Raw genomic sequence first — 26,198 nt, forward strand, 5'->3', positions numbered from 1 at the left:
GGTCTGAGGACCCGACACCACATTTAAGCGTTTTGTAGCACGGAGTACCACCACCCGGGCGGCCCCGTCCATGCTACATAAAAAAAGGCCCCTCCGAATGTCGGAGGGGCCTTTTTTTATAAAACAATGTCAATTACATATCGAATAAAATCCGGGTTGGATCTTCCAGGATCTGTTTGACACGGACCAGGAAGCTTACCGATTCTTTACCGTCAATGATGCGGTGGTCGTATGACAACGCCACGTACATGATGGGCCGGATAACGATCTCGCCGTTCACCACAACCGCACGCTCAACAATGTTGTGCATGCCCAGGATGGCTGACTGAGGGGCGTTGATAATCGGCGTTGAGAGCATGGAACCGAAGGTGCCGCCGTTCGTGATCGTGAACGTACCACCCGTCATTTGCTCGATGGTCAGCTTGTTTTCGCGGGCGAGGCCTGCCAAACGAACCACTTCTTTTTCGATCTGAGCGAAACTCAACTGTTCGGCATTCCGGATAACCGGTACAACCAGTCCCCGATCTGACGAAACGGCAATCGAAATATCACAGAAATCGTTGAAGACCATCTGGTCGCCGTCGATCTGGGCGTTCACGGCCGGAAAATCTTTCAGGGCAATACAAACCGCTTTCGTGAAGAAAGACATAAAGCCCAGCCCTACGCCGTTTTTCTCCTTGAATTTGTCTTTGAACTTATTCCGCAGGTCCATGATCGGCTTCATATCTACCTCGTTGAAGGTAGTCAGCATCGCCGTTTCATTTTTAACCGCTACCAGACGGCGGGCAATGGTCCGACGCAGGGAAGTCATTTTTTCCCGGCGCTGGTTACGGCTGCCCGGTACGGATGGAGCTGCTGGAGCCGGTGCCGGAGCGGCTGGTTTAGCGGCCGCTGGCTGAGGAGCCGGAGCTGGTGTTGGAGCAGCCGGAGCAGGCGACGCTTTCAGGGCATCTTCCTTCGTCAGGCGACCGCCAACGCCAGTTCCCTGAACCTGTTGGGCACTAATGCCTTTTTCGTCCAGAATTTTAGCGGCAGCCGGCGATGGGTAATGAGCCGCATAGCTGGTACCATTCTGACCATTGGAAGCCGCTTCGGGTGCTGGTGCGCTGTTGGCTGGCTGGGGAGCCGGAGCACTGGCGGGGGCAGCAGCAGCCGCACCCACTTCAATTTTAGCGATCAGCGCGCCAATGGGCAGCGTTTCGCCCGCTTCGGCCACAATACGGAGTATCCCGGCGGCTTCGGCTGGCAGCTCGAACGTAGCTTTATCGGATTCGAGTTCGCAAAGGACCTCGTCGAGAGCCACCTGATCGCCGTCTTTCTTGCTCCAGGAGGCAATCGTTACTTCAGTAACCGACTCGCCAACGGCTGGAACTTTCATTTCAATAACACTCGACGCGGCCTGCGCGACGGGAGCCTGTGCCGGTTCCGCTACCGACTGGGCGGCAGGAGCCGCCTGTTGGGGAGCGGGAGCCGCTGCCGCAGGGGCTGCTTTGGCGGGCTCGGCTGCGGGTGCAGGGCTTGGGGCGCTGCCACCATCGTCAATCTTACAAATACTGGCTCCAATCGGTAAAACATCACCTTCCTGGGCCAGAATGTGCAGAATACCATCGGCCTCGGCCGTTAATTCGAACGTAGCCTTATCGGAGTCAAGTCCGCAAAGTACATCGTCCATCTTTACGTGATCACCTTCTTTCTTGTACCAGGTGCCAACGGTTACTTCGGTAATGGATTCCCCCACGGGAGGGATTTTCATGTCAACGGCCATAATAATTAGTCGGTAAGTCAGTAAGTCGATAAGTCAGTAAGTGAACAAGTCATGAAGGCGGCAGCACTTATTGACCTACTAACTTACTGACTTACCGACTATTTTTTATTCAAACGCTCTCCGAACGATGTCGGCTTGTTCCTGAGTGTGTATTTTGGGGTAACCGGTAGCGGGTGAAGCCGCAGCTTTGCGCGAAATGACTGGCAAATTCAAGCCAATACGCAGCAGGTATGTCCAGTATCCCATGTTCTCGGGTTCTTCCTGTACCCAGAAAAGCTCGGCTTTCTTGTACTTCGACAACACCGCGTTCAGCTGAGTTTTCGATAGCGGGGCCAGCTGCTCCAGACGAACAATAGCCACATCGTCGCGCTGGTCGGTCTGCTGTTTCTCGAGCAGGTCGTAATAGACCTTACCCGTGCACAGCAACACGCGTTTTACCTTCTTCGCGTCGGCGTAGGTATCGTCAAGGATTTCCTGGAATGATCCTTTCGTTAGGTCTTCCAGGGGAGAAATGCATTTTGGATGACGAAGCAATGACTTCGGCGACATGATCGCCAGCGGCTTGCGGAAGCCCCAGACCAACTGCCGACGCATGATGTGGAACAGGTTGGCGGGCGTTGTCACGTTCGCAATAACCATGTTGTAGTCTGCGTACAATTGCAGGTAGCGCTCAGGCCGGGCGTTGGAGTGTTCCGGCCCCTGGCCTTCGTAGCCATGAGGAAGCAGCATGGTCACGCCATTCTGAATACCCCACTTCGACTCCCCAGCGGCAATGAACTGGTCGATAATTAACTGGGCACCGTTGGAGAAATCGCCAAACTGCGCTTCCCAGATCACTAGCGCGTGTGGGTTCGCCATCGCATAGCCATACTCAAAACCAAGTACGCCATACTCCGACAGCAAGGAATTATAAACCTGAAATTTCTGCTGACCGTCCTGAATAAAGTCGAGGGACGAGTAGGACTGGTTCGTTTCCGAGTCATGAAGGACAGCGTGACGGTGCGAGAACGTACCCCGCTGAACATCCTGACCACTCAACCGAACGGGTCGGCCTTCGAGCAGCAATGAACCATACGCCAGCAACTCGGCCGTTCCCCAGTTCACCATCTTCGTGTCGGTGAGCATGGCCTGCCGGTCTTTCAGCAGCTTATCGATCTGCTTCAGCGGCTTAAATCCTTCCGGTATTTTAACCAGTGCCTGACCGATGGTTTGCAACACCTCGGCTGAAACACCCGTTTCGGGCGATTTCTCGAAATCCTGCGGCTCGCTGAACCGAAGTTCAGACCAGTCACGGTCAAGCCGAAGCGGTTTGTACGGAATTTCAGCCTTTTGCTTTACGCGGTCGAGCCGGTCCTGCAATTGCTTCTTGAACTCCGTATCCATACGCTGCGCCAGCTCGGCATCCACATCGCCCCGCTTCACAAGCAGTTCTTTGTAGATCTCGCGGGGGTTCTGGTGCTTGTCGATGATGTTGTACATCGTTGGCTGCGTAAATTTCGGCTCATCGGCTTCGTTGTGGCCGTAGCGACGGTAGCAAACCATGTCGATAAACACATCCCGGTTGAATTTCTCCCGGAACTCAACGGCTAGTTTTGCACAGAAGATAACCGCTTCCGGATCGTCGCCGTTGACGTGGAAAATAGGCGCGTCAATGATCTTGGCAATGTCGGAACAATAGATCGACGAGCGGGCATCCTCAAAATCGGTCGTAAAACCAATCTGGTTGTTAATCACAAAATGGACGGTACCACCGGTGGTATAACCCGCCAGTTTCGCCATCTGTGTTACTTCGTATACAATACCCTGACCAGCCACAGCGGCATCGCCGTGAATCAGGATAGGCATGATCTTCGTGAAATCGCCTTTGTATTCTTCGTCCGCCTGCGCCCGCACAAAGCCTTCTACCACCGGGTTAACGGCTTCCAGGTGCGATGGGTTGGGCGCTAATTTGACGCTGATCTGCTTGCCCGATTTAGTTTCGGTCAGGCTCGAATAGCCCAGGTGGTACTTAACGTCGCCATCGCCATGCACCTGCTCGGGCACGTTGCCTTCGAAACCATCGAAGATCGACTCGTACGATTTACCCAGGATATTGGCCAGCACGTTCAGACGTCCGCGGTGAGCCATACCGATCATCACCTCTTCAACGCCCATATCGGCTGCCTGGCTGATGATGGTATCGAGAGCCGGGATGGTCACTTCACCGCCTTCGAGCGAGAAACGCTTCTGCCCCAGATATTTGGTAGCAAGGAAGTTTTCGAAAACCGTTGCTTCGTTCAGTTTTTCGAGAATACGCTTTTTCTCATCCAGCGTAGGCATGAAAACAAGCGCTTCTTTCTCGATCTTGTTCCGGAGCCAGTTCTTCACATCCAGTTCCCGGATGTACATGTATTCGAATCCGATCTCGCCCGCGTAAATCTTACGCAGCGACTCCATAATAACACGGAGCGTAGCGGGTCCAATACCCAGCAATTTGCCAGACTCAAATACCGTGTCCAGATCAGCTTCTGACAGGGCATAGTCGGGCAGATCGACGCGGGGCTGGCGATCTTTACGTTCTCTAAGCGGGTTTGTTTTGGCCAGCAGGTGACCACGTGACCGATAGGCCTTGATCAAACTGGCAACAGAAACTTCCTTTTCAGCGTGGCTGGCGTCTACCGGTTTCGTCGCTGTAGCCTGGCCATTGGCGGCACCATTGGCCGCGACGCCATTCGATTTTTCGGCTTCGGCCGGGTGGTTTCCGTTGGTTTTTTCACCGTAGGTGAGTGAAAACTCGAACCCTTTAAAAAATTGCTGCCAGCTTTCGTCAACTGTCTGTGGGTCTTGTTTAAAAGACTGATACAGTTGGTCTACGTAAGCCGCGTCGGAATTGGCGATATATGAAAACTGATCCATGACGGGGGCGCGTCGTTGTTATGAGCCGCAAAGGTAGCGTTTCGGCCAAACACTTAATCGCAAAATTTTTGTTTTTATTCAACTGATTGTTAACAACAACCCTTCCAGATTACAACAATTGAAAATTGATATTTATTGTAAAAAAAGATTTCCTGTCGGAAAACAGGGTAGTACCATCTGAATAAACCAATAATCTTCCTGTTGAGTTTGATAATCTTATTCCGGTGCAGTACAATTAAAAAAGCTACCCCTGACCAGAGGTAGCTTTTTTAATCGGCTATTGAGGACCCTAAGCCAATTCCCGCTTCCGGCGCGCTGCCAGTGGGTGTGCTGACATGGGCTTATGGTCATCGAGATTAATAATATGAAACTCGCCACCGGCCAGTTGGAAATCACGCTCGTAGTTGTGCAGATTCTCCATAACCGTGTGGTCAACGTAGCGCGCCCGGTGCAGGTCGACCGTTACAGATTGACCGGCTTCCTGTGGAATGGTATCCAGTTGATTTTTGATGGACAGGTAGTTGGTGAACACCGCAGCACCCCGGATCGTGAGGGTGTGATGCCCACTTTCTGAGGCTAGTTCCTGATCAGGATTGAACAAATACTTGATAGGCATACCCAGTACAAGCTGAATCAGAAGCTTGGTGACAATACCTACCGCAATGCCGATCAGTAAGTCGGTGGTTAGGGTAGCAATGATCGTGATCACAAAAACGATCAGTTGTTCAGAGCCAATATGCTTCATGTGGCGGAACTCTTTGGGAGCGGCCAGACGAAAACCAACGGCGATCAGAATGGCCGCCAGTGCCGCTACCGGTACCAGTTTGATAAGTGGAACCAGCGCTACGACGAAGATCAGCAGGAAGCCGCCATGGAAAAAGTTAGCCCAGCGGGTTTTTCCGCCGTTTGTTAAGTTCGCCGACGAACGGGCAACCTCCGAGATCATGGGCAGGCCACCCAGCAGGGCCGAGCCTATGTTGCCAATACCCACAGCGGTTAAGTCTTTGCTCAGGTTCGACTTGCGTTTGTAGGGGTCGAGCAGGTCGATGGCTTTACCCGTCAAGAGGGATTCGAGCGAGCCAATGAGTGCAAACATGGCCAGGTATTTTAAGGCGATGGGCAGCCTATCGCCAGACCATGCGCCAAAGCTGGCATTGTAAGAGAGTGTAAAATCACCGGGGTTGACCAGTGGTTTGATGGCGCTATACAGTTTCGTGTCGGACAGGTGGAAGAACAACCCGAGGGCTATGGCGACAACCAGAACAACCAGGGCGGGTGGGATACGCTTGATGGCGGCACTTTTAAGGCTTGGCCAGCTAAACAGAATAACTAAACTCACCACACCGATTACCGCCACGTGCCATTCCATATGGCTGAGGCTGTGCGGTACCATTTCAATCAGTTCGAGGGGCTCTTTGCCCTTCAGTTCTGAAGGGGCAATACCTACCGCCAGGTGAATCTGTTTCGACATAATAATGATACCGATAGCGGCCAGCATACCGTGCACAGCCGATAGCGGGAAGAAGTCAGCCAGTTTGGCAACTTTCAAAACACCCATCAGTACCTGAACGACCCCGGCGGCAACAATGACGCCCAGAGCCAGTTTCCAGCCCAGTTCGTTGTCTCCTTTGCCCAGTTCGTCTACACAGCCAGCCACAATAACGATCAACCCCGCAGCGGGCCCTTTGATGGTCGGCTCCGACCCTGCAAAAAAAGCCACGATCAAGCCGCCAACAATGGCCGTTAACACCCCCATAATGGGGGGGAAGTTACTCGCCGAGGCAATGCCGAGACTCAAAGGAAGAGCGATCAAGGAGACCAGAAAGCCTGATAACAAATCGGACTGCCAATTTTCTTTGAGTCCGGCAAGACCTTTTGCCGGGATGTAGTGAGTGGTAAGCTTAACGTATGTATTCATGTATGTACGTAGTTACATTAGGGGGAATTATATATACAAGGTTCGTCAAACCATATTAACCTGCTATTAACGTAGCATTAAAAAGAGGTTAATGTCTATATTTTGCTCAATTAGGATTATATTATTTGGTGTAAAAGGTCAAATGCCAATGATTTAATAAGTTGTGGTGGAGGCCAATTTGACTGGATCGACTTGCGCAGTTAATAGCGTAAGAGAGAATACGTCTCCTCTATACGTTTATGGGTAAAAGGGCCTGGTAGGATGGAGATGAAATCAATAGACATAAAATTGTTTTTTACTAGTCTCAATCACGGCAATGTCACTTATTCATCAGCTGCCTATTATCTTCTCATGCGCAGATGCTTATATTTGACGATAAAATCGCGTCGTAAATCCTGCTTATGCTTGTTGGTGCAGACTCTTTTTCTCAACCGGCTTCCTCTACTCAACGATGGCACCGTGTGTTAGGCATCCGGCCGGAGGAAAGTCGAACGGTTGGGCTATTCTTTATTCATAATTTCTTACTGGGTATTGGCACCATCCTGATCTATGTGGCCGCCAATGCCATCCTGCTGGAAAATAACCCCGAAACCAGTCTGCCTGTGGCCTATATCGCGTCGGCGGTGGCGATGATCGGGGTGGGTCGGCTATACGCCTATTTTGAGCATCACCTGCTCCTGCGAAGTCTGGCCGTTCGGGTGCTGATGGCTGCCGTTGTGATGACGGTAGTGGTGGGGATTTTAGTGATCGTTGGCCATTCGGTGGCGGCTGCGGTAGCTATTATGACGGGATATCGGGTCATTTACCTGCTCACTAACCTCGAATTCTGGGGCGTGTCGGCCGTGGTGTTCGATACGCGCCAGAGCAAGCGATTGTTTGGGGTGATCAGCTCGGGCGATATGCCTGCCAAAGCGATAGGGGCCATCCTGGCTGCGCTTGTGCATGCCCATGCCGATGTGCTGCGGCTGTTGCTGGTCGCGTTTGGTGCCTTTTTAGCCGCTTTATACGTGCTTCGATTGACCATCCAGTCGCACGAGGTGCACGCCCCCCACGGTGCCGAGCGCATAGCCCGGCGGGAACCATCGAGGTTGATCGGAAAGCGGTTTGGGGGGAGTGAGCTGATCTTTTACATGTGCCTGAGTCTGGCGGTTCTGGCCGCCGTTGCCACCGAAATCGAATACAACTTCTTCATGAACGTGAAGCACCGGTTTCACGACCAGACCGATGTTATCCGGTATGTGAGCTATGTGCTGGCCCTGACATACGGGGTGGCTATGCTGGCCAAACTGCTGCTCTCGCGGCAGGTGCTGGACCAGTTTGGTGTCGAGCGATCACTGCTCACGTTGCCCTGGATAGCGTTGGCCGGATTGGCCGGTCTGATAATCATCCGGTATTTTGTGGTCAATGAAACTGTGCTGCTCATTTATTTCTGTGGCCTTTACCTGGTTTTCGAGGTAATTCGGCGGGCGCTATTCGACCCTGTCTTTCTGGTGCTGTTTCAGCCGCTGCTCCCTCCTCAACGGCTTAAGGGGCATACCCTGGCGAAAGGTCTGTACGAACCGATTGGCCTGGGTGTAGCTGGCTTGCTGATCTTTCTGCTTCATGCTACATTAGACTCCGGTGGGGCGCTGGTTTGGGGACTTCTGCTGGCTGCGGGCGTCTGGCTATTACGCCACACCTACAAACGGTACCTCCACGAGTTGAACGATGCCATTGGCCGCCGGTTTTTGGAACGCGACCAATTGGCCATGCCGGTTGTCGCAAAGGCAAGCCTCATCAGTCAGCTGCAAAGTGAACGTCCCGACGATGTGCTGACGGCCATTGGCTGGCTGGATGCCCATGACCCGGCCGCACTGGCGCAGCATATTCCGACATTACTGACCCACTCCCTTGCGGCCGTTCGACGCCGAACCCTGGGCGTGATTGCCCATGTCGACCAGAAGGTGCCCGTTCGCCAGTTGACCCATATTGCCCTGACAGACGATGAACCGACGCTGCGCCAGCAGGCCGCCTATCTGCTTGGAAGGCGAATCAATGCCGAAGCCGCTGAACTGGCCCCACTCCTTCATCATACGGACATCTTTATACGACAGGGCGCCATTAAAGGGGTGCTGGAATTGAACCCGCATAATGCCGAAGCCCAGGCTGTATTGACCCGGCTCGCTACGGATAAAGACCCGGCGCACCAGCAAATGGCACTGCATCTGATTGCCACGCTGCACCTGACCGATTTGGCACCGTTAATTACTGAGCGGCTCACCAGTTCCAATACCGATGTAAAGCGGGCCGCTATTGCCGCAGCGGGGCACATTGTCAACCCGGGTCTGACCCAGTTTCTACTTGAAAACCTGACCAACAAAACCATTGGGCGGGTCGTAACTCAGTCGCTCAAGGCGCGGGGAACCGAAACCATTCCTGCTTTACGGACAGTTCGGCAATCGACCTCCGACCGGCTGACGCTGGAACGAATAGCTGCCGTATGTGGTGCTATTCATACACCTGAAAGCCGTCAGTTGCTCAATGGACTGGCACAGCAACCGGATCGGGTCGTGCGCAGCGCGGCCTTACGGGCCCTTCGTCATTTCGCGAACGAACCTGCCGACGATGCCTTGTTCCGCACGATTATGGAGGAAGAGGTGCGGCTGGCCCAGCGACTGCTGCACGGCAGCCTTACCGATGCTGCGCTTACCGATACGCTCGATTACGAACTGTCGGTGCTGGTGCAGCGGCTTTTCGACATATTAATGCAGCTTTACGATTCGGAAGCCATTGCCGGGGCACGGCTGGGGGTGGGGCATCCCGCCCGCGAACGCCGGGCCAATGCTCTGGAAATGCTCGACAACCTGATTCCCAGAGCGACCTACCAGACATTGCAGGTATTGGTGGATGATCTGCCGAGAACGGAGAAAAATCGGATTCTCGACGTGGAGCTTGGGCCATTTACCGATTCGGAGCCGATTCGGGCCTATATTTTGCGGACCGGGGAGACAATCTTTTCAGCCTGGACCATCAGCGTTGTGCTCCGAAGCCTGCCACCTGCCGATGCGCTGGCTGCCCAGCAGGAATTACAATCTCGTTTTGCGTCTCTATCTCCCTTGCTTATGTCTCACGCTGCCCATCCGACGGATCAAATTTCAGCTTACGACCGAGTGTTGCTGTTAGCTCAAACCAGCCTGTTCGCGCAAACGCCCGAAAACGTACTGGCCAGTATCACGCCCATCATGAAGGAAGAAGCTTACCCGGCTGGTGAGCCTGTTTTTCATAAAGGTGACCTGGGAACGGGCATGTACGTGATCTACACGGGCGAAGTGGTGATCCTGGATGGCGAAACGGAGCTGGCTCGCTTTGGACGGGGCGATTTCTTTGGCGAACTGGCGCTGCTGGATACCGAAGCCCGCTCGGCAACTGCCGAAGCCATTACCGATGTCCGGCTCCTGCGCATTGATCAGGACGATTTTTATGATTTGATGGAGGAACGGAGCGAGGTTCTTCGTAGTATTGTTAAAAGCTTGTCGGGTCGAATTCGACGGCAGAATGAATTTATTGCCAGCCAGTCGAAACGTGTTAACGAACAGACCGTATGAGTTGGGTAGATAATGATACGTGGGTCGCCATTTTAATGGCCCCTTTCGCCATTCGATACGTTCGTAAATTTCTGGAAACATCTACCCGGTTACCTCGGTGGGATGAGTTACTAAAACGAGTGTGGCTAGCCGGGTTTGTGTTAATTGGCCTTGGATGGGTGTTTCCAAATCCATGGTTAACCTGGTATCTGGTCATTGTCTACGCAGCAATTGCCTATACTGTTTGGCAGTTGTATGAGTTGCGGCACGCTCGAATACTCCTTTTGGGTATAACTCCCCTTGCCATCATCTACGTTATTCGGGATCTGGTTCAACATCTGGCTTCCGATTTTTATAAGGCGAATGAAGGTGAGTTCGAGACAAGCAGCGGATTCGCCCTGATCTGGCTGTTTACGTTTGCCCTCATTGCGAATGGCCAGAAAAAAACGTTTCTCCGACTGGAGCAGGAGCGCCTTCTGGAAGCCGAGCAACGACGCGTTATCGAAGCGAAAAAGCAGGAACTCGAGTACATGGTGGCTGAGCGAACGGCCGAAATCAGTCTGCAGAAAGATGAACTGCAACAAGCCCTCGTCGAACTGAAAGCCACGCAGGCTCAGTTGATCCAAAGTGAGAAAATGGCCTCCCTGGGTGAATTGACCGCTGGTATTGCCCACGAGATACAAAACCCCCTCAACTTTGTCAATAACTTTTCGGAAGTAAGCATCGAACTCATCGACGAACTGGCCGAAGAGCAGGCCAGAGCCGACCGAGATCCGGGTCTGGAAGCCGAAATATTGGGCGATCTAAAGCAGAATCTTCAAAAGATCAATCACCACGGCGGGCGGGCGGCTTCCATTGTAAAAGGTATGCTCCAACACTCGCGTACGAATACCGGACAGCGCGAACCAACGGATATCAACGCACTCTGCGACGAGTATATACGATTGGCTTACCATGGCTTACGGGCCAAAGATAAAAGCTTCAATTCACTCTTCAGTACCCATCTCGATACCTCGCTTGGGCAGGTAAGCGTTGTGCCGCAAGACATCAGCCGCGTACTGCTCAATTTGCTGACCAACGCGTTTTATGCCGTTCAGCAGCGTCAGAAAAAGGGTGGAGTCGCCACTTATCAGCCAGAGGTAACCATTGCGACGCGCTGCGCGGATGGCGAAGCGGTGATCACCGTCAGCGACAATGGTACCGGTATTCCTGAAGACCTGAAAACGAAGATCTTTCAACCATTTTTTACGACTAAACCCACCGGCGAAGGAACCGGCCTGGGCCTGTCGCTCGCGTATGATATTGTAACAAAAGGCCATAACGGCACTATGGAAGTAGAAAGCAAAGAAGGGGAAGGGACGAGGTTTATTATTACACTGCCTGCTTAATTGACCGATGAATACAACTACCTGAACGGAAAATAAGTAATCATTTAACCATTCATCAACCCATGCGTAATGTCTACTTCTGTTGTTTTCTTCTCTTTATCTCGTACGCAGTTTCTGCCCAAAGTACACCGCCAGCCACGGTAACGGCCTCACCCGCCGATCTGAACGAACGGGTGCGTATGCTGGAAGAAAATCTCCGCTTTGCCAACCAGGGATTAACCAAAACGATCGATGATTTGCTTTGGTACCAGAAACTGGGCGATGTTGCCGTCATTGATAAAATTCGCTACGCCAGCAAACCGCCCCATGTGATCAAAAACCCAACGGGGCAGGGGGCCAACAACCCGGTTGTCATTCCGGCTTATACATTCACTCCCCGGAAGTTCGCATCAGCGAAGAAGTTACCGCTACTCATTTTTGTCCATGATGGCATCCACGGCGACTTTAGTAGGCTCTACGCCCACGTCGTTCGTGAATTGCTGGATCAGGGTTATCTCATCATCGCGCCCGAATACCGGGGGAGCGTTGGCTACGGCGGTGAGTTCTATAAACAGATCGACTACGGCGATTATGAAAATGACGATGTGCTGGCGGGTAAGCGCTGGGCGGTCGAAAACATGGCGCAGGTCGATCCTGACCGTGTAGGCATTATTGGCTGGAGCCACGGCGGTATGATCTCGCTGATGAATATTTTCGATCATCCCGACGATTATAAGGTGGCGTATGCCGGTGTGCCCGTTACGGACATCATTGCCCGCCTGGGGTATAAACCTCAGGCTTACAGAACGATATTTTCAGAAGCCACGCACATTGGCAAAGACCCGTCTGATAACGTGGCTGAGTACCGCCGTCGGTCGCCGGTCTGGAATGCACAGAAGCTGAAAACGCCCTTGCTCATTCATACCAATACCAATGACGAAGATGTCAATGTTCTGGAAGTGGAGTCGCTGATCAATGCCCTGAAGGCGCACGATAAAAAGTTTGACTATAAAATTTATCAGGATGCACCGGGTGGGCATAGTTTCAACCGACTTGATACAAAGCTGGCCCGCGAATCGCGCGACGATATTTACCGATTTCTGGCCCGTTATCTGACCCCGCCTGCTGCCGTCCGATAACCACGAACCCGATTGAGGTGATCATGCCTTACTCAAAACCCTCTATCTTTGATCTTTAGCCTTCCTTTTCTTATGACTAAAATTTTAGTAGTTGATGACGAAATAGACGTAAAGGACCTTTTCCTGCAGCGGTTTCGTCGAGAGATTCGGAGTGCCGAGTTTCAGCTGGAATTCGCCAATTCGGGCGAAGAAGCCCTGACCTACCTGGCCGGGCACACATCGGAGGTTATTCTCATTCTGTCGGATATAAACATGCCCGGGATGAGCGGCTTTGAGCTGCTGCGCCATATCCGGGAAGATTTTCAGGCACCGCCACCACCCGTTGTTATGATGATCACGGCTTATGGCGATCCCGAATCCCAGCAGCAGGCTGTACAGTTGGGGGCGAATGATTTTCTGACGAAACCGCTCGACTTCACACTTCTCAAACAAAAACTCCACGATCTAGCATGAAGGCCAAAATAATGGTGGTCGATGATGAGACAGACCTTGAGTTACTTATAAAGCAGAAGTTCCGGCGGCAGATCAGAGAAAAGCAGTACGAGTTTGTGTTTGCACACGATGGGACCGAAGCCCTGGAAATGCTGATTCAGCAACCGGATGTCGACATGGTGCTGACAGACATCAACATGCCGGGTATGGATGGCCTGACGCTGTTGGTGAAGCTGCACGAGAGCAATCCGATGCTCAAAGCGGTTATCGTATCGGCCTATGGAGATATGGATAACATCCGCACCGCCATGAACCGGGGCGCGTTCGACTTCGTGACCAAGCCTGTCAATTTTGAAGATCTGGAGCTGACCATGCAGAAAACGATGGAGTATGTAGCTCAGCTCCGGCAAACGCTTCAGGCCATCAAAGAAAACAATATTCTGCGGATGTACGTAGATGAGTCGGTGCTGACGTTTATGAATCGGCCCGAGTTCGAAACATCCCTATCAGCCAGTGAGATCGTCGTGGCAACGGTCCTTTTTATCGATATCTGTGGGTTTACCGCCATTTCCGAGCGCGAGTCGGCCGATACGGTCGTGCGGCTCGTGAACCGCTATTTCGATGTCATGGTCAAAGAGATTATTGCCCAGGGCGGCTACGTCGACAAGTTCATGGGCGATGCCGTTATGGCGGTCTTTCGGGGGGAATATCACTTCGACCGGGCTGTAGAGGCCGCCCTGGCTGTTCGGGCGCAGGTGGCCGCGCTGGAAGATAATTTACCGAACCATCCGAATTACCATCCCCAGGTTTCCATTGGTATCAATACCGGCGAGATGGTGTCAGGCAATATTGGCTCAGCTACGCTCCGTCGGCTGGATTATACCGTCATCGGCGATGCTGTCAACATGGCCCAGCGCCTGCAGAGCGTAGCGCAGGCCGGTCAAATCGTAATTGTTGAATCGGCCCAGCAACAAATTGCTGAATCGTTCACCTGCGAACGTATTGGCGAAGTGACCCTGAAAAACAAATCGGCTCCGGTCGTGGTGTATAACGTGCTGGGGTGAAGAGAGATGTATGATGTAGGATATATGATGTATTGCTTTCGCGGCCAGCTATATCATACATCATACATCTCTTCTTATTCTTCAGCCAGGGTTCGGGAGATGTTCATGCGGTAGACGCCCAGGGCGGGGAGGGCAGCGGCCAGCAAGCCTATCAGGATAGCAACACCGAGCAAAACCCACTCTTCGGGTAAAATACCGAACGCGGCCAGGTTGTAGTGGTACTCCGACGAGACGCTGCTCGAAAATAACCACAGCCCAACCCGGCTTAGCAAAATGCCGAGGATAAATCCAATCAACGCCAGCACGAGCCCTTCGAGCAGCAGCATTCCGAAAAGCTGGGCGCGCGTGGCACCCATTGACAGCATTAGAGCCATTTCGTACCGTCGCTCTTTCAGGGAGTTGTATAACGATACGAAGACGCTGATGCCCGAAATAAGCATAATCACAATGGCGAGGCCCCGCAATGTCTCGACTCCTACGCCGAGGAGAGAGAATAATCGGTTGATCTCGATATTCGGCAAGGCTGCCTGAAGTTTGGAGTTGCTGTTGATGCCACGAGCCAGCATCATGCCCATCGGATTCCGAAATTTAATGAGCATACTGGTAATCTCACGCGGCTCTTCGGGCTCTTCCGAAGCGTCAGGCGCCGGCCCGGCGAGCATTGGTCTGGCAAGCATCGGACCGGCTACCATGCCTGTCGGGCGTGTTTCTTCATCGTGAGGCTCCTCATGCTCTTCTTTTGACTTGCTGCCGGCTGCTGCTTCATGTTCCTCATGATGGTCATGGATGGCCCAGATGCTGGACAGGGGCGTTAGGATAAGCTGGTCGGTAACCGTGTTGGTCGGGCTCATGATGCCCACAACTTTATATTTTGTATCGGCATGTACTTCGCCCTCTTTGTCGAGGCCATGTGAGCCGGAGAACGTATCGCCTATTTTCAATCCCGTAACAGCCGCTACGCGGGGACCGATAACCGTTTCAAGATCCTGCTCAAATAATTTCCCCTGCGCAACGGTGGCTCCAAAGTGATCGAGGTATTTTTTGTTGGTCCCCACAATCCGAAACGACTGATAATTATCCCCCATCGACAATGGAATGGCTGTTTTTATCATCGGATTTCGCGTCAGTCGCTGGGCTTCTTCGAGCGAAATATTACCCACGGGCGAATCAATCTGGTAGATACTGGACAAAATCAGCTGGAGCGGACTTCCTTTTGCCCCCAGCACCATATCGATGCCTTTGATGTTTTTTCGGAACTGATCGTCTAACTGCTTATTGAGCAAAAGCAGCAACGAAATAATCGTGATACCGAATGTCATCAGCAGCCCGCTCAAAAAACTGCTCAGGGGTTTGTCTTTAAGATTACTCCAACTAATTCGGAACAAATTCATTTGTCTATCAGGATTTAACCGCTAAGCTGCAAAGAACGCAAATAAAGGCTTTTTTGCGTGTAAAGAATACACTACAGATCCAGCTTGAAATGATGGCTGGTAATATTGAATCCCTTGTTCAGATACAGCCGGTGTGCATCGTAGCGAGCCGGGTTCTGACCGGAGTCGAGCGATATGCATTGGCAACCTGACTGGCGGGCCTGCTCGATCACAAAATCGACCAGCGCACTGCCATAGCCTTTTCCGCGTGCCGTGGGCAGCGTCGACAAGTCGTCGATGTAAATCGTTTTACCGCAGTACAGAAAATTCATCATCCGGTAGCCAACGACGGCCGGTGCCGGTTCCGATGGGTCCCCGGCCGGGATAAACGCCAGCACAAAGCGTTCATTTTCCTGCTGAAAGCGAATCTGCTCAAAGGCCTGTTCGGGGGTCAAGTGCTGACGCAGCGCCAGCATGGCGGGCAAACACTGCCGGATGTCGGCATCGGTCTGGGCAATCGTAGGGGTCATAAGTGTGCGCGGATTTCCAAAAGTAAGGTGTCGCCACCGCGTGCCAGAATGGCTTCGGCCAGGGAGTGCCCCAGCAAGTGGGACTCTTCGGGTGGGCCCGTAAATGTTTCCCGGAGCAACTGGCTCCCGTCCAGACTTACCAGTCCACCCGTCAGGCTGATGGTTTCATGTTCGGTCCATTGGGCAAGGGCAAAGGACGGAATGCTGCAGCCGCCTTCGAGTCGGGCCAGAAAAGCCCGTTCGGCCCGCAGACAGGCCGCCGTGGGCGCGTGATTGATCAGGGGGGTAATGGCCTCGCTCACCGCGCTGGTCAGCGATGTCGCTACTTCAATGGCAATGCTCCCCTGCCCAACGGCGGGTGTAAACTCATCGAGGGGCAGTCGATCCACAATGAACTCGTCGTAACCCATCCGGTGCACCCCGGCATAGGCCAGCAGGAGCGCATCGCACTGCCCTTCGTCGAGCTTGCGGAGTCGCGTTTGCAGGTTCCCGCGCATGTCGACGGTTGTAAGGTGCGGGCAATAATGCTTGAGCATAGCAACGCGTCGGGTCGACGACGTGCCAATCCGAAACGATTCGCCACCCCGCAGCGAAAGATCTTTATTTCGGCTAACGAGCACATCGTTGGCGGGCTCGCGCTCGGTAAAGGCAATGATGTGCAGATCGGCCGGGAGACTGGAGGGTAAGTCTTTGGCGCTGTGAACCGCAATGTCAATCGCACCGGAGCGCAGCTGGTCTTCCAGTTCCTGCGTAAAAACGCCCTTACTGCCAATCTTCGCCAGCGATCGGTCGAGAACCAGATCGCCTTTGGTTTCAATGAGAACTAACTCAGAGGTCAAACCGCCCTGATGAAGTAAGGATTGTATATGTTCGGCCTGCCACACCGCCAGGCGACTGCTTCGTGTTCCAATTCGAATATGCATGATAGAACAAAGATACGGCATGAAAACCGGCTTTTTGTACGTCTCTCCATTGTGGTGATGTGTAGAAAGACAACCACAGTCAGACCACAAATGGCAACACTATTGATGAATCTGTAAAAAACTGCTAAAATGGCTGAATCGGCTTCCGTCGTGTCAAAACGGCATAATTGGCCCAAATTATCCTGATTTAGCTGACAAACCGGCGGCAAAATCCCCGATTAATCCATTAGGCACGACGTTTGTCTAATACTATATACTTGAACAGTAAACAACATCCACTATGAAAGCGATAGAAAATGTGTTTCAGGGAACAGGCGGTCAAATTGATTTGCTGAATACGCTCTACGGTGGTTCGACTCAAACAACCATGAATGTGGAGCGCGAAGACGAACGCCTGGTCATTACCCTGTCGGCTCCCGGCGTCAGTGCTAACTCGTTTAATGTGCTGGTTGAAGGCAACAAACTGGTTCTTTATACTTTGTTGGTTAGCACATCGAACCAGTCTCTTCAGGACGGTACGAGCCAGCGGCTAGCCGTTCCTATGTTCTTGCGGGTGCTCGACATACCATCCTTTGTGGACGCCGACCAGATCGAAGCCATTCATGAACACGGTCAGGTGATGGTTATGCTGCCTTTTAAAGACAAAGAGCATATGCACCGTCGGATTGACATCAAAAACCTCTTCTAGAAAGTGAACCAGGTGAAGTGGTTATCTACCAGCTTTTCCATAAGTAGCTTGTGTATTTCTTCCCGGAGCCTCACAGTTGGTTCTGTAGCCTATAGATGAGTTCAGGCCGCTTCTACGGAAGCGGCTTTTTGATTTTTAAGGCTTTTCATTTTTTCATCATCCTATGTATATTTAGACGTTCCTGACTCAAGTAAACGTCTATGCTTTTCAAGAAAATCGCTCCGCTTTTTGTGGGTATGAGCTTACTGCTCGCCCTGACTACTCACGCTCAGACCCTTGCCAACAATACTGACTGGCTGAAACAGCACCTCAATAGCCTCGTAACGGATAAAGAAGACAACGTTACGCCAATATTCAACTTCAGCGACTGTCAGATGATGATGGCCGTTGATACTAAAGAGGATGGTATTGCCGTGAAGATGAACATGAACTGGCCGCTGAAAGAAATTAAAAAAGTGAGCTATAAGCCAGCAGGCGGAGGTAAATACACGCTCCTGCTCGATATTCCGGGCGACAAAGTGAAGGGGAAAATGAAGGTGGGTATTTTCTCCAAAAAGATTCGGTCAAAAGGGGAAGATGGTCATAGTTCCTTCACCTTAAATACGACGGATGAAAAGCTGGTACAGGAAATGAAGCAACGCTTCGACAACGCCATCAGCCAGTGCCGCTCGGCTAACTAAGCCCTCCAGTCCCTTATCGGGAAATCATCAAGCTTTGGCCGAAGTCAGGGCTTCGGTGAACGCTGCCACAAGCTGGTCGTTTGTCCTATTTAATAGACTTTCATTGATCATCAGTTTCATTGAGCCATCAGCTTTGGCGGGTGGCAGGTCTATTCCGTGTTTGGCCCACAGAATCTCTCTCAGTTTTGAGGCATTGACCGAAGCCGATACCTGTAGGTTGACAATGTTTGTCCCGCCGGTAATCTCGGTGATATTAATACCCGGAAGTTGATTTAGCTGGGTAAATAACTGTCGCGCCTGTATAGCGCTGCCTTTCAGTCGATCATCCAGTCCCTGCAGGTGGTGCAGGGCCATAGCGGCATTGGCCCAGTTCATAAACACAACACCCCCGTGTATTTTGGTCAGGTGATCCATCCGGCCGATAACGTCTTTAGAGCCGCACAAAACCGCTCCACCAGCCGCGCCGAGGTATTTGTAAAGTGAGATGTAAACGGTGTCGAAATACGATGCATACTCGCTGACAGAGGTGCCGGAAAAGGCAGCTGCCAGATAAATACGAGCACCATCCAGATGCAGCTTATACCCTTTTTGGCGGCAAAAGGCGGCTATTTTTTTGATCTCATCAATTGGCACATACTGGCCATCGCACCGCCTGACCGGGTTTTCGATGGATACCATGCCAATGCCGCTTGGAAAAACTTCGCCTTTCGTATGGAAGTCAATGGATTGCTGAAGTTCATCCAGTGTAAAATACGCTTTGCCCGGTGCCAGCGGAATAAGCCGCTTGCTAAAGACAGATTGGGCCGCATCCGCTTCATCGCGGTACACATGACTGGTTTCCTGCACGAAAGCTTTGGTGTTTTCGCCACTGAGTACCGAAATGGCCAGTTGATTCGCCAACGTACCGGAGGGTAGGAAAATAGCCGCTTCTTTGCCGGTTATACGCGCAAACTCGCTCGTTAATTTATCAACGCTGCCCCCTTTGGCGTAGAAGTCCCATTCGATAGGGTGCTCCTTGTTGATCTGCTGAAGTTTGGCGATGAATTCCGTAGGCGAATACAAAGGGCCGTCACCGTTAAAGCGCACTTTTTCGGCCATCACGGGAGCCGGTGCCAGGTTGTACGGAAAATGACCCAGCGTTGATACCGTCGGTACGGCCGACAGGCTGGATACGCGCAGGAAGTCTCTTCGGGTAAACATGCAGTGAGCTTGGTTATAAACAGGGAAGTCAGGATTGACCTTTACCCCTAAATATAGTCAACCCATTGATTGTTGCTGCATCGGCCTCCATTAATCCACGACTAAAGGGCCGCCAACTATCCGCATGTCGTTAGCGGCAAAAATTTTGGCCATTTCTTCTTTGGATGGCTCACTTTTTAAGCCCGCCACCGTCACAAAAAATTCTTCCATCTTGCCGGCGGGCTGAAAAATGACGGTCATCCGGCCTTTGTCGCTGATCTGCGTCCAGGCGTGCGGCACGTTGCGGGGCAAAAAAATACTGTCGCCGGTCTGTAGCCGAAACTTATCTTCTCCGACCAGAAACGCATACTCACCTTCCTGTACATGGAACATCTCGTCCTGATTGGGGTGCACGTGTAGTGGAGTGCCTCGTTTGGGCGAAAGCGAGGTTTGTTCAAAAACGGCGAGACCTCCATCCGTGTCTTTTCCCAATACTTTCACATCCAGAATGTTCGCATTGACACCCTTAAGCTGAATATGCCCGTGGTATCGGCCTTCGCCCCGGTTCACTTTGAAGCCTTTAGTAGCCCGATCGAGCGTAGGTTGAGTCTTACCAACCGTATACGCCGTGGGAGCAACGGCCAAAGTGGTTTGAATAAACGTTCTGCGTTTCATAAAAGCCTTCAGTTTGAGGTGTTTAGACCATCAGGGTTCCTCCTCTGAGCGAGTAAGGTATACCCGTAGCCAGATAGAACCCGGAAAGCTTTTATTGAACGGAACGAAGCATTAGGCTATGGCAGCCAGCCTTTACCTAATTTGTAGATTTTTCTTATGGAACTAGCGGATTAACATCCGTAGTCTACGAAATTGGAAGGGTAGTCATGCAAATACACAGGAAGTGCTCCGATGATGTGAGGGGCAGGCTCTGAACCCGTTCGTGGAAACCCTTAAGCAGGATTTTTATTCAGCTGCCAGGGATGTTTCATCAAAACGAGCCAGCAAATCCTTAAAATGCTTGCGATAGAACGCCTTGGCAGCTGCTACATTCGGAAATAGCTCACTCGCCTGATAATAGCGGCCGTTATTTAATAAAAACTGAGTTTTGATGCCGTCTTTCTGACGTTGGGCGTCAATATCGATTACTTCACCTAATCTGGGTTTAAACTGACTGTCGACATATACGACAGCGTCACCAATATGGTATTGCGTCTTTAACATGGCTGTGGATTGTACCTAAGCAAAATTACTAAGCAAATCCGTATCTATGTCATATCTGAAGAGCCGCCAAGTAACGAATCCAGTTAAATTTGTATTAAAAGATAGGAACATGTACCCATAATAGGTAGCATACAACTCTTGTGTTTACATCAAATGCTGGAGACAAAGGACAACGATACGAATGCCAAAAGGAATGTCCTGACAGGTAGTGTGTTTTGTGCCGATGCGTAGGTGACAGGGAATAGCCCTACAGTAATATAAGATGGGCGGAAAATAGAAAAAGCCGCTTGATGTGAATCAAGCGGCTTTTTTCTGTAGTCCGAGAAGGATTCGAACCTCCACAAACAGAACCAAAATCTGTCGTACTACCCTTATACTATCGGACTGTTTTGTAATTGCGAGTGCAAAGGTAACAGATGCATAGGGTTAAAAACAAGTACCGGCACAAAAAAAATGGCTTTTTCGTGCCGGTATATCGCCTTTTAATTGATTATCAGGAATCTATCAATTCCTAAATACCCGCAACCGGCGTAGCAGAACTGATCTTTTTAATTAATCCCTGTAATACTTTGCCCGGTCCGCATTCATAAAACTCCGTAGCCCCGTCGGCCACCATCCGCTCCACCGATTGAGTCCAGCGTACCGGCGAGGTCAACTGAGCAATCAGATTGGCTTTAATTTGCTGCGGATCGGTTGTTGGTTCGGCATTCACGTTTTGGTAAACGGGGCAGCGGGGGGCGCTGAAAGGCATATTTTGAACCGCTTCGGCAAATTCGGTCTGGGCGGGCTCCATAAACGGAGAGTGGAAGGCGCCACCTACCGCCAGGGGTACAACACGTTTGGCACCGGCGGCTTTCAGGCGTTCTTCGGCGAGTTGAATACCCGCTACGCTTCCCGAAATAACCACCTGGCCGGGGCAGTTGTAATTGGCGGGTACCACAATCTCATCTGTAATCTCGGCACATACCCGTTCAATGGCTTCATCGGCCAGACCCAGTACAGCCGCCATAGTCGAGGGTACCAGTTCGCAGGCACGCTGCATAGCCGTAGCCCGAACGGATGCCAGCCGCAGCCCATCCTCGAAGGAAAGTACGCCCGCTGCTGTCAGCGCGGATAGTTCGCCCAGCGAGTGGCCCGCCACCATCTCGGGCGAAAAGGACTCGGTCGTCATCGCCATCACGACACCGTGCAGGAAAACGGCGGGCTGTGTATAGATCGTTTGTTTGAGGTCTTCGTCGGTCCCTTCGAACATAATGCTGGTCAGGCTGTAGCCCAGCACCTCATTGGCTTTGTCGAACAGTTGGCGTGCCGCTTCGGATTGTTGATAGAGGTCCAGACCCATACCCCGAAACTGGGAGCCCTGACCGGGAAATACGTATGCTTTCATAATAGAGATGAACTAACTGATGGTGCAAAATAGCCGGATAAATAGGACTGTTCAAAAGATAAAACGGACATGGTTCGGTAAGTTCTTGTTTATCAAAGCATTATTGAGTGTGTTGCCTGCCCGTAAATACAGCGAGGAAACCTTTTGAAAGCTCTCTAATTAAAACCCTGCCAAATCGAACAAACGTTTTGAACACAATGTTGAGAAATTAGGGCGATCGTGCAATTTATACCGACTGTAAATAAAGTTATAAAACGGCTTATAATACCGCTTAACCTTGTTTCCATCGGGATTGTGCTTTAGCTTTGATGCGCCGTTTAAAGCGGCTTTTCTTCAATAGTTTACCACTAAATTTTTCGTGTCGTTCACCGTATGGCTTGGGTAACACAAACTCTGTCCAGCTCCCTCGGCCGCAAGGTCATTATGTCGCTGACGGGACTGTTTTTAAGTACTTTTCTTATTGTACATATGGCTGGTAATCTCCAGCTGTTCAAGGGTGATGGCGGGAGGGCCTTCAATGAGTATACGTACTTCATGACCCACAATCCGGTTATTATGACCGTTTCGTATCTGCTCTACACCTCGATTCTGGTACACGCGCTGATGGCCTTTATATTAACGCGCCACAATCAGGCATCACGGCCGGTTAAGTATGCGTACAGCAAGCCGGAAGCGAACAGTGACTGGTCGTCCCGCAACATGGGTATTCTGGGTACCGTTCTCCTGCTGTTCATCATCATTCACATGCGCACCTTCTGGTACGAAATGCACTTTGGTTCGGTCCCAATGGCCGAGTACGACGGCAAGGAGTATAAGAATCTGTACGCTGTGGTGCAGGTTGCTTTTGGCGAGTGGTGGTATGTGCTGTTGTATGTTGTCTGTATGGTTGCTCTGGGCTATCACCTGGCGCACGGATTCCAGAGCGGTTTTCAGTCGCTTGGCGTCCGGCATAAGAAATACACGCCCCTCATTGAGACGGTGGGCAAATATTTCTTTGCGATCATCATTCCATTGGCGTTTGCTGCTATGCCAATCTATGTGTTTTTACAGGTTCACCATATAATTTAATGAGTTAATGAGTGAATAACACAGAGGCTACTTTAGCTGGAAACGGTCTATTCACTCAGTCACTCATTCACTCATTGACAATTGGACAAATGAAACTGGAGTCAAAAATCCCCGCAGGTCCTTTAGCCGAGAAATGGTCTCGGCATAAGTTTTCGCTGAAGCTGGTTAACCCGGCCAACAAGCGTAAATACGAAATTATCGTAGTGGGTACAGGCCTTGCCGGTGCATCGGCGGCAGCGTCGCTGGCTGAGCTGGGCTACAACGTGAAAGCGTTCTGTTTCCAGGATAGCCCCCGCCGGGCGCACTCGATTGCGGCTCAGGGTGGTATCAATGCCGCCAAGAACTACCAGAACGATGGCGACAGCGTGTTCCGGCTGTTCTATGACACGATTAAAGGTGGTGACTATCGGGCTCGCGAAGGCAACGTACACCGCCTGGCTGAAGTGAGTGTCAATATCATCGACCAGTGTGTGGCCCAGGGTGTTCCTTTTGCGCGTGAGTACGGCGGTACGCTGGCTAACCGTTCGTTCGGTGGTGCCCAGGTATCGCGCACGTTCTACGCACGGGGCCAGACGGGTCAGCAACTGTTGTTGGGTGCTTATTCGGCGTTGAGCCGTCAGGTAGCCAACGGAAAAGTTAAATTGTATCCACGGACTGAAATGCTCGACCTCGTGGTTGAGGGCGGCAAGGCACGTGGTATCATTACCCGGAACCTGATCACCGGTAAAATCGAATCACATTCAGCTCATGCCGTGCTGCTTTGCACCGGTGGCTACGGTAACGTGTTCTACCTGTCGACAAACGCGATGGGCAGCAACGTGACGGCCGCTTGGCGGGCACACAAAAAAGGGGCTTTCTTTGGTAACCCCTGCTTCACGCAGATTCACCCAACCTGTATTCCGGTATCGGGCCACTACCAGTCGAAGCTGACACTGATGTCGGAGTCGCTGCGGAACGATGGCCGGGTGTGGGCACCGAAATCGAAAGAAGACGCAGTTCGCATTCAGAAGGGTGAAATAAAGCCAACGGATCTGGCCGAAGACGCCCGCGATTACTTCCTGGAGCGCCGTTACCCGGCCTTCGGTAACCTGGTTCCCCGCGACGTGGCTTCGCGTAACGCGAAATACGTTTGCGACGAAGGCCGGGGCGTCAGTAAAACCGGTCTGGCTGTTTATCTGGATTTCGCCGATGCCATCAAGCGCGACGGTCGGAAAACGATTGAGGCCAAATACGGTAACCTCTTCGAGATGTACGAAAAAATCACCGGCGAGAATCCATACGAGCTGCCGATGATGATTTACCCCGCGGTTCACTATACGATGGGCGGTTTGTGGGTTGACTATAACCTGATGACGACCATTCCCGGTCTGTACGCGCTTGGCGAAGCCAACTTCTCCGACCACGGTGCTAACCGACTCGGTGCTTCGGCCCTGATGCAGGGTCTGGCCGATGGGTACTTCGTTATTCCGTACACCGTGGGTGATTACCTGGCAACGATTGGCCCGGCTGATAAAATACCCGTTGATTCGCCAGCCTTTAAGGAAGCTGAACAAAAGGTACACGATCAGGTGAACAAGCTGTTGTCCATCAAAGGGGAGCGTCCTGTTGATGAACTGCATAAGGAACTCGGCCATATCATGTGGGAATACTGCGGTATGTCGCGCACGGCTGAAGGACTGAAGCTGGCCAAGCAAAAGATCCAGGCGCTGAAAAATGAGTTCTGGACCAATGTAAAAGTGCTGGGCGATTCGGAAGAAATGAACCAGGCACTGGAGCAGGCTGCACGCGTTGCCGATTTCATTGAGCTGGGCGAACTGATGGTCGACGATGCGCTGAACCGCGAAGAGTCCTGCGGTGGTCACTTCCGAGAGGAACACCAGACACCCGATGGCGAAGCCTTACGTGACGATGAAAACTTCGCCTACGTAGCTGCCTGGGAGTATCAGGGAGAAGGCCAGCCGGAACTACTAAACAAAGAGATTCTCGAATTCGAGAACGTGAAACTGACACAGCGGAGTTATAAATAATAGTTGGTAAGTCGGTAAGTCGGTAAGTCAGTAAGTGGCTGACGACGATACAATTCATGCGTCAGCACTTACTGACTTATTGACTTGCCAACTTATTGACTCACTGACTGTAATCATGAAAATTAACCTAAAAGTCTGGAGACAGAAAAATAATAACACGCCGGGTAAACTGGTTGATTACCATTTAGATAACGTGTCGGAGGACATGTCTTTCCTGGAGATGTTCGACGTTCTGAACGACTCCCTTACCCGGAAAGGCGAAGACCCCGTTACCTTCGATCACGATTGCCGCGAAGGTATTTGCGGCATGTGTTCGATGTACATCAACGGTCGGGCACACGGTCCGCAAACCGGAGCGACAACCTGTCAGCTGCACATGCGGTCGTTTAACGATGGGGATACCATTGTCGTTGAACCCTGGCGGGCACGGTCATTCCCGGTTATTAAAGACCTGATGGTCGATCGGTCGGCGTTTGACCGGATCATTCAGTCGGGGGGCTATGTATCGGTAAACACGGGCTCCGCGCGTGATGCCAACGAAATCCTCATTCCTCGTACCATTGCTGATGAAGCGATGGATGCCGCTGCCTGTATTGGTTGTGGTGCCTGCGTGGCTGCCTGTAAGAATGCCTCGGCGATGTTGTTCGTTTCGGCGAAAGTGTCGCAGTTAGCCATCTTGCCACAGGGTCATTCTGAGCACAAAGAGCGCGCCGAACGCATGGTAGCGCAGATGGATGCTGAAGGTTTCGGTGCTTGTTCGTTCACAGGTGCCTGCTCGGTTGAGTGTCCAAAGTCGATTTCACTGGATCACATTGCCCGCATGAACCGGGAGTACCTTGGCGCTAAATTATCGTCGGATAACGTTCAGAACTAAGCGTAAAAATAGAGTATGCATCCGGCGTTCTTAACAGGGCGCCGGATTTTTTTGTGCTTTATAGATTTGGGGTGACAAGTTGAACGTGATAGCCTATCGAAAGGCCGAACC

General features: G+C 51.7%; 20 protein-coding genes and 1 tRNA gene. 10 read left to right on the plus strand and 11 right to left on the minus strand.

Annotation, left to right across the window (positions count from 1 at the left end; genetic code table 11):
• Positions 1-133 precede the first annotated feature (133 nt).
• The 3 genes from odhB to ACYVK4_RS24305 all read right to left on the minus strand — a co-directional run bounded on the left by odhB (position 134) and on the right by ACYVK4_RS24305 (position 6,578).
• Positions 134-1,765: a 2-oxoglutarate dehydrogenase complex dihydrolipoyllysine-residue succinyltransferase gene (odhB, locus tag ACYVK4_RS24295; protein WP_461130162.1), complete on the minus strand. Its 1,632-nt coding sequence runs from the start codon at positions 1,763-1,765 to the stop codon at positions 134-136.
• 105 nt (positions 1,766-1,870) lie between these two features.
• Positions 1,871-4,660 carry a 2-oxoglutarate dehydrogenase E1 component gene (locus ACYVK4_RS24300; RefSeq protein WP_461130163.1) on the minus strand — a complete coding sequence of 930 codons (2,790 nt, stop codon included), beginning with the start codon at positions 4,658-4,660 and terminating at the stop codon, positions 1,871-1,873.
• A 289-nt stretch (positions 4,661-4,949) separates the two neighbouring features.
• Positions 4,950-6,578, minus strand: a complete 1,629-nt coding sequence (locus tag ACYVK4_RS24305) for a SulP family inorganic anion transporter (RefSeq protein WP_461130164.1) — start codon at positions 6,576-6,578, stop codon at positions 4,950-4,952.
• Positions 6,579-6,979: 401 nt separating this feature from the next.
• On the opposite strand from ACYVK4_RS24305, the gene ACYVK4_RS24310 reads away from it, so the two are divergent.
• The 5 genes from ACYVK4_RS24310 (at position 6,980) to ACYVK4_RS24330 (ending at position 14,143) form a co-directional block, all read left to right on the plus strand.
• Entirely contained in the window at positions 6,980-10,162 is a 3,183-nt protein-coding gene (locus tag ACYVK4_RS24310) for a cyclic nucleotide-binding domain-containing protein (protein WP_461130165.1), read from the plus strand.
• Complete coding sequence (locus ACYVK4_RS24315) at positions 10,159-11,529, plus strand: sensor histidine kinase (protein ID WP_461130166.1); 1,371 nt, start codon at positions 10,159-10,161, stop codon at positions 11,527-11,529. The genes ACYVK4_RS24310 and ACYVK4_RS24315 overlap by 4 nt, the downstream gene beginning before the upstream one ends.
• 62 nt (positions 11,530-11,591) lie before the next feature.
• Positions 11,592-12,647: an alpha/beta hydrolase family protein gene (locus tag ACYVK4_RS24320; RefSeq protein ID WP_461130167.1), complete on the plus strand. Its 1,056-nt coding sequence runs from the start codon at positions 11,592-11,594 to the stop codon at positions 12,645-12,647.
• 72 nt (positions 12,648-12,719) lie between these two features.
• Positions 12,720-13,100 carry a response regulator gene (locus tag ACYVK4_RS24325; protein ID WP_461130168.1) on the plus strand — a complete coding sequence of 127 codons (381 nt, stop codon included), beginning with the start codon at positions 12,720-12,722 and terminating at the stop codon, positions 13,098-13,100.
• A complete protein-coding gene (locus ACYVK4_RS24330; RefSeq protein WP_461130169.1) occupies positions 13,097-14,143 on the plus strand; it encodes an adenylate/guanylate cyclase domain-containing protein in 1,047 nt (348 codons plus the stop codon). The genes ACYVK4_RS24325 and ACYVK4_RS24330 overlap by 4 nt, the downstream gene beginning before the upstream one ends.
• Before the next feature lie 74 nt (positions 14,144-14,217).
• On the opposite strand, the gene ACYVK4_RS24335 is transcribed toward ACYVK4_RS24330, so the two are convergent.
• From ACYVK4_RS24335 to hemC, 3 genes are all read right to left on the minus strand, one after another.
• Positions 14,218-15,534, minus strand: coding sequence for an ABC transporter permease (locus ACYVK4_RS24335; RefSeq protein WP_461130170.1), 1,317 nt, complete (start codon positions 15,532-15,534; stop codon positions 14,218-14,220).
• Positions 15,535-15,605: 71 nt separating this feature from the next.
• Positions 15,606-16,043 carry a GNAT family N-acetyltransferase gene (locus ACYVK4_RS24340; protein WP_461130171.1) on the minus strand — a complete coding sequence of 146 codons (438 nt, stop codon included), beginning with the start codon at positions 16,041-16,043 and terminating at the stop codon, positions 15,606-15,608.
• Complete coding sequence (gene hemC, locus ACYVK4_RS24345; RefSeq protein WP_461130172.1) at positions 16,040-16,966, minus strand: hydroxymethylbilane synthase; 927 nt, start codon at positions 16,964-16,966, stop codon at positions 16,040-16,042. The genes ACYVK4_RS24340 and hemC overlap by 4 nt, the downstream gene beginning before the upstream one ends.
• A 280-nt stretch (positions 16,967-17,246) precedes the next feature.
• Between hemC and ACYVK4_RS24350 the strand changes: the two genes are divergently transcribed.
• On the plus strand, positions 17,247-17,654 hold the full coding sequence (locus ACYVK4_RS24350; RefSeq protein ID WP_461130173.1) for an Hsp20/alpha crystallin family protein: 408 nt from the start codon (positions 17,247-17,249) through the stop codon (positions 17,652-17,654).
• A gap of 200 nt (positions 17,655-17,854) precedes the next feature.
• Positions 17,855-18,334 (plus strand): hypothetical protein, encoded by a 480-nt coding sequence (locus ACYVK4_RS24355; protein ID WP_461130174.1) that lies wholly within the window; start codon positions 17,855-17,857, stop codon positions 18,332-18,334.
• A 27-nt stretch (positions 18,335-18,361) separates the two neighbouring features.
• Here the strand turns inward: ACYVK4_RS24355 and ACYVK4_RS24360 are convergent, their stop codons facing one another.
• The 5 genes from ACYVK4_RS24360 to fabD all read right to left on the minus strand — a co-directional run bounded on the left by ACYVK4_RS24360 (position 18,362) and on the right by fabD (position 22,118).
• Complete coding sequence (locus tag ACYVK4_RS24360; RefSeq protein ID WP_461130175.1) at positions 18,362-19,534, minus strand: threonine aldolase family protein; 1,173 nt, start codon at positions 19,532-19,534, stop codon at positions 18,362-18,364.
• Between the two features lie 90 nt (positions 19,535-19,624).
• A complete protein-coding gene (locus ACYVK4_RS24365; RefSeq protein ID WP_461130176.1) occupies positions 19,625-20,188 on the minus strand; it encodes a cupin domain-containing protein in 564 nt (187 codons plus the stop codon).
• A 285-nt stretch (positions 20,189-20,473) separates the two neighbouring features.
• Complete coding sequence (locus ACYVK4_RS24370; RefSeq protein WP_461130177.1) at positions 20,474-20,731, minus strand: hypothetical protein; 258 nt, start codon at positions 20,729-20,731, stop codon at positions 20,474-20,476.
• Between the two features lie 315 nt (positions 20,732-21,046).
• A tRNA-Gln gene (locus tag ACYVK4_RS24375) sits at positions 21,047-21,117 on the minus strand.
• A gap of 125 nt (positions 21,118-21,242) precedes the next feature.
• Positions 21,243-22,118 carry an ACP S-malonyltransferase gene (gene fabD, locus ACYVK4_RS24380; RefSeq protein WP_461130178.1) on the minus strand — a complete coding sequence of 292 codons (876 nt, stop codon included), beginning with the start codon at positions 22,116-22,118 and terminating at the stop codon, positions 21,243-21,245.
• 372 nt (positions 22,119-22,490) lie between these two features.
• On the opposite strand from fabD, the gene ACYVK4_RS24385 reads away from it, so the two are divergent.
• The 3 genes from ACYVK4_RS24385 (at position 22,491) to ACYVK4_RS24395 (ending at position 26,087) form a co-directional block, all read left to right on the plus strand.
• Positions 22,491-23,186 (plus strand): succinate dehydrogenase cytochrome b subunit, encoded by a 696-nt coding sequence (locus ACYVK4_RS24385; protein WP_461130179.1) that lies wholly within the window; start codon positions 22,491-22,493, stop codon positions 23,184-23,186.
• Positions 23,187-23,275: 89 nt separating this feature from the next.
• Positions 23,276-25,213, plus strand: a complete 1,938-nt coding sequence (locus ACYVK4_RS24390) for a fumarate reductase/succinate dehydrogenase flavoprotein subunit (RefSeq protein WP_461130180.1) — start codon at positions 23,276-23,278, stop codon at positions 25,211-25,213.
• Positions 25,214-25,328: 115 nt separating this feature from the next.
• Positions 25,329-26,087 carry a succinate dehydrogenase/fumarate reductase iron-sulfur subunit gene (locus ACYVK4_RS24395; protein ID WP_461130181.1) on the plus strand — a complete coding sequence of 253 codons (759 nt, stop codon included), beginning with the start codon at positions 25,329-25,331 and terminating at the stop codon, positions 26,085-26,087.
• The last annotated feature ends 111 nt before the right edge of the window (positions 26,088-26,198 follow it).

It is taken from the genome of Spirosoma aerophilum, from assembly GCF_054782495.1.

Bases quoted from the DNA above. Each gene is read 5' to 3' on its own strand.
- ACYVK4_RS24360 (WP_461130175.1), bottom strand. From the start codon at position 19,534: ATGTTTACCCGAAGAGACTTCCTGCGCGTATCCAGCCTGTCGGCCGTA.
- ACYVK4_RS24325 (WP_461130168.1), top strand. From the start codon at position 12,720: ATGACTAAAATTTTAGTAGTTGATGACGAAATAGACGTAAAGGACCTT.
- ACYVK4_RS24350 (WP_461130173.1), top strand. From the start codon at position 17,247: ATGAAAGCGATAGAAAATGTGTTTCAGGGAACAGGCGGTCAAATTGAT.
- ACYVK4_RS24305 (WP_461130164.1), bottom strand. From the start codon at position 6,578: ATGAATACATACGTTAAGCTTACCACTCACTACATCCCGGCAAAAGGT.
- ACYVK4_RS24315 (WP_461130166.1), top strand. From the start codon at position 10,159: ATGAGTTGGGTAGATAATGATACGTGGGTCGCCATTTTAATGGCCCCT.
- ACYVK4_RS24355 (WP_461130174.1), top strand. From the start codon at position 17,855: ATGCTTTTCAAGAAAATCGCTCCGCTTTTTGTGGGTATGAGCTTACTG.
- ACYVK4_RS24330 (WP_461130169.1), top strand. From the start codon at position 13,097: ATGAAGGCCAAAATAATGGTGGTCGATGATGAGACAGACCTTGAGTTA.
- ACYVK4_RS24310 (WP_461130165.1), top strand. From the start codon at position 6,980: ATGCTTGTTGGTGCAGACTCTTTTTCTCAACCGGCTTCCTCTACTCAA.
- fabD (WP_461130178.1), bottom strand. From the start codon at position 22,118: ATGAAAGCATACGTATTTCCCGGTCAGGGCTCCCAGTTTCGGGGTATG.
- ACYVK4_RS24320 (WP_461130167.1), top strand. From the start codon at position 11,592: ATGCGTAATGTCTACTTCTGTTGTTTTCTTCTCTTTATCTCGTACGCA.
- ACYVK4_RS24390 (WP_461130180.1), top strand. From the start codon at position 23,276: ATGAAACTGGAGTCAAAAATCCCCGCAGGTCCTTTAGCCGAGAAATGG.
- ACYVK4_RS24300 (WP_461130163.1), bottom strand. From the start codon at position 4,660: ATGGATCAGTTTTCATATATCGCCAATTCCGACGCGGCTTACGTAGAC.
- ACYVK4_RS24340 (WP_461130171.1), bottom strand. From the start codon at position 16,043: ATGACCCCTACGATTGCCCAGACCGATGCCGACATCCGGCAGTGTTTG.
- ACYVK4_RS24335 (WP_461130170.1), bottom strand. From the start codon at position 15,534: ATGAATTTGTTCCGAATTAGTTGGAGTAATCTTAAAGACAAACCCCTG.
- odhB (WP_461130162.1), bottom strand. From the start codon at position 1,765: ATGGCCGTTGACATGAAAATCCCTCCCGTGGGGGAATCCATTACCGAA.
- ACYVK4_RS24395 (WP_461130181.1), top strand. From the start codon at position 25,329: ATGAAAATTAACCTAAAAGTCTGGAGACAGAAAAATAATAACACGCCG.
- ACYVK4_RS24385 (WP_461130179.1), top strand. From the start codon at position 22,491: ATGGCTTGGGTAACACAAACTCTGTCCAGCTCCCTCGGCCGCAAGGTC.
- ACYVK4_RS24365 (WP_461130176.1), bottom strand. From the start codon at position 20,188: ATGAAACGCAGAACGTTTATTCAAACCACTTTGGCCGTTGCTCCCACG.
- hemC (WP_461130172.1), bottom strand. From the start codon at position 16,966: ATGCATATTCGAATTGGAACACGAAGCAGTCGCCTGGCGGTGTGGCAG.
- ACYVK4_RS24370 (WP_461130177.1), bottom strand. From the start codon at position 20,731: ATGTTAAAGACGCAATACCATATTGGTGACGCTGTCGTATATGTCGAC.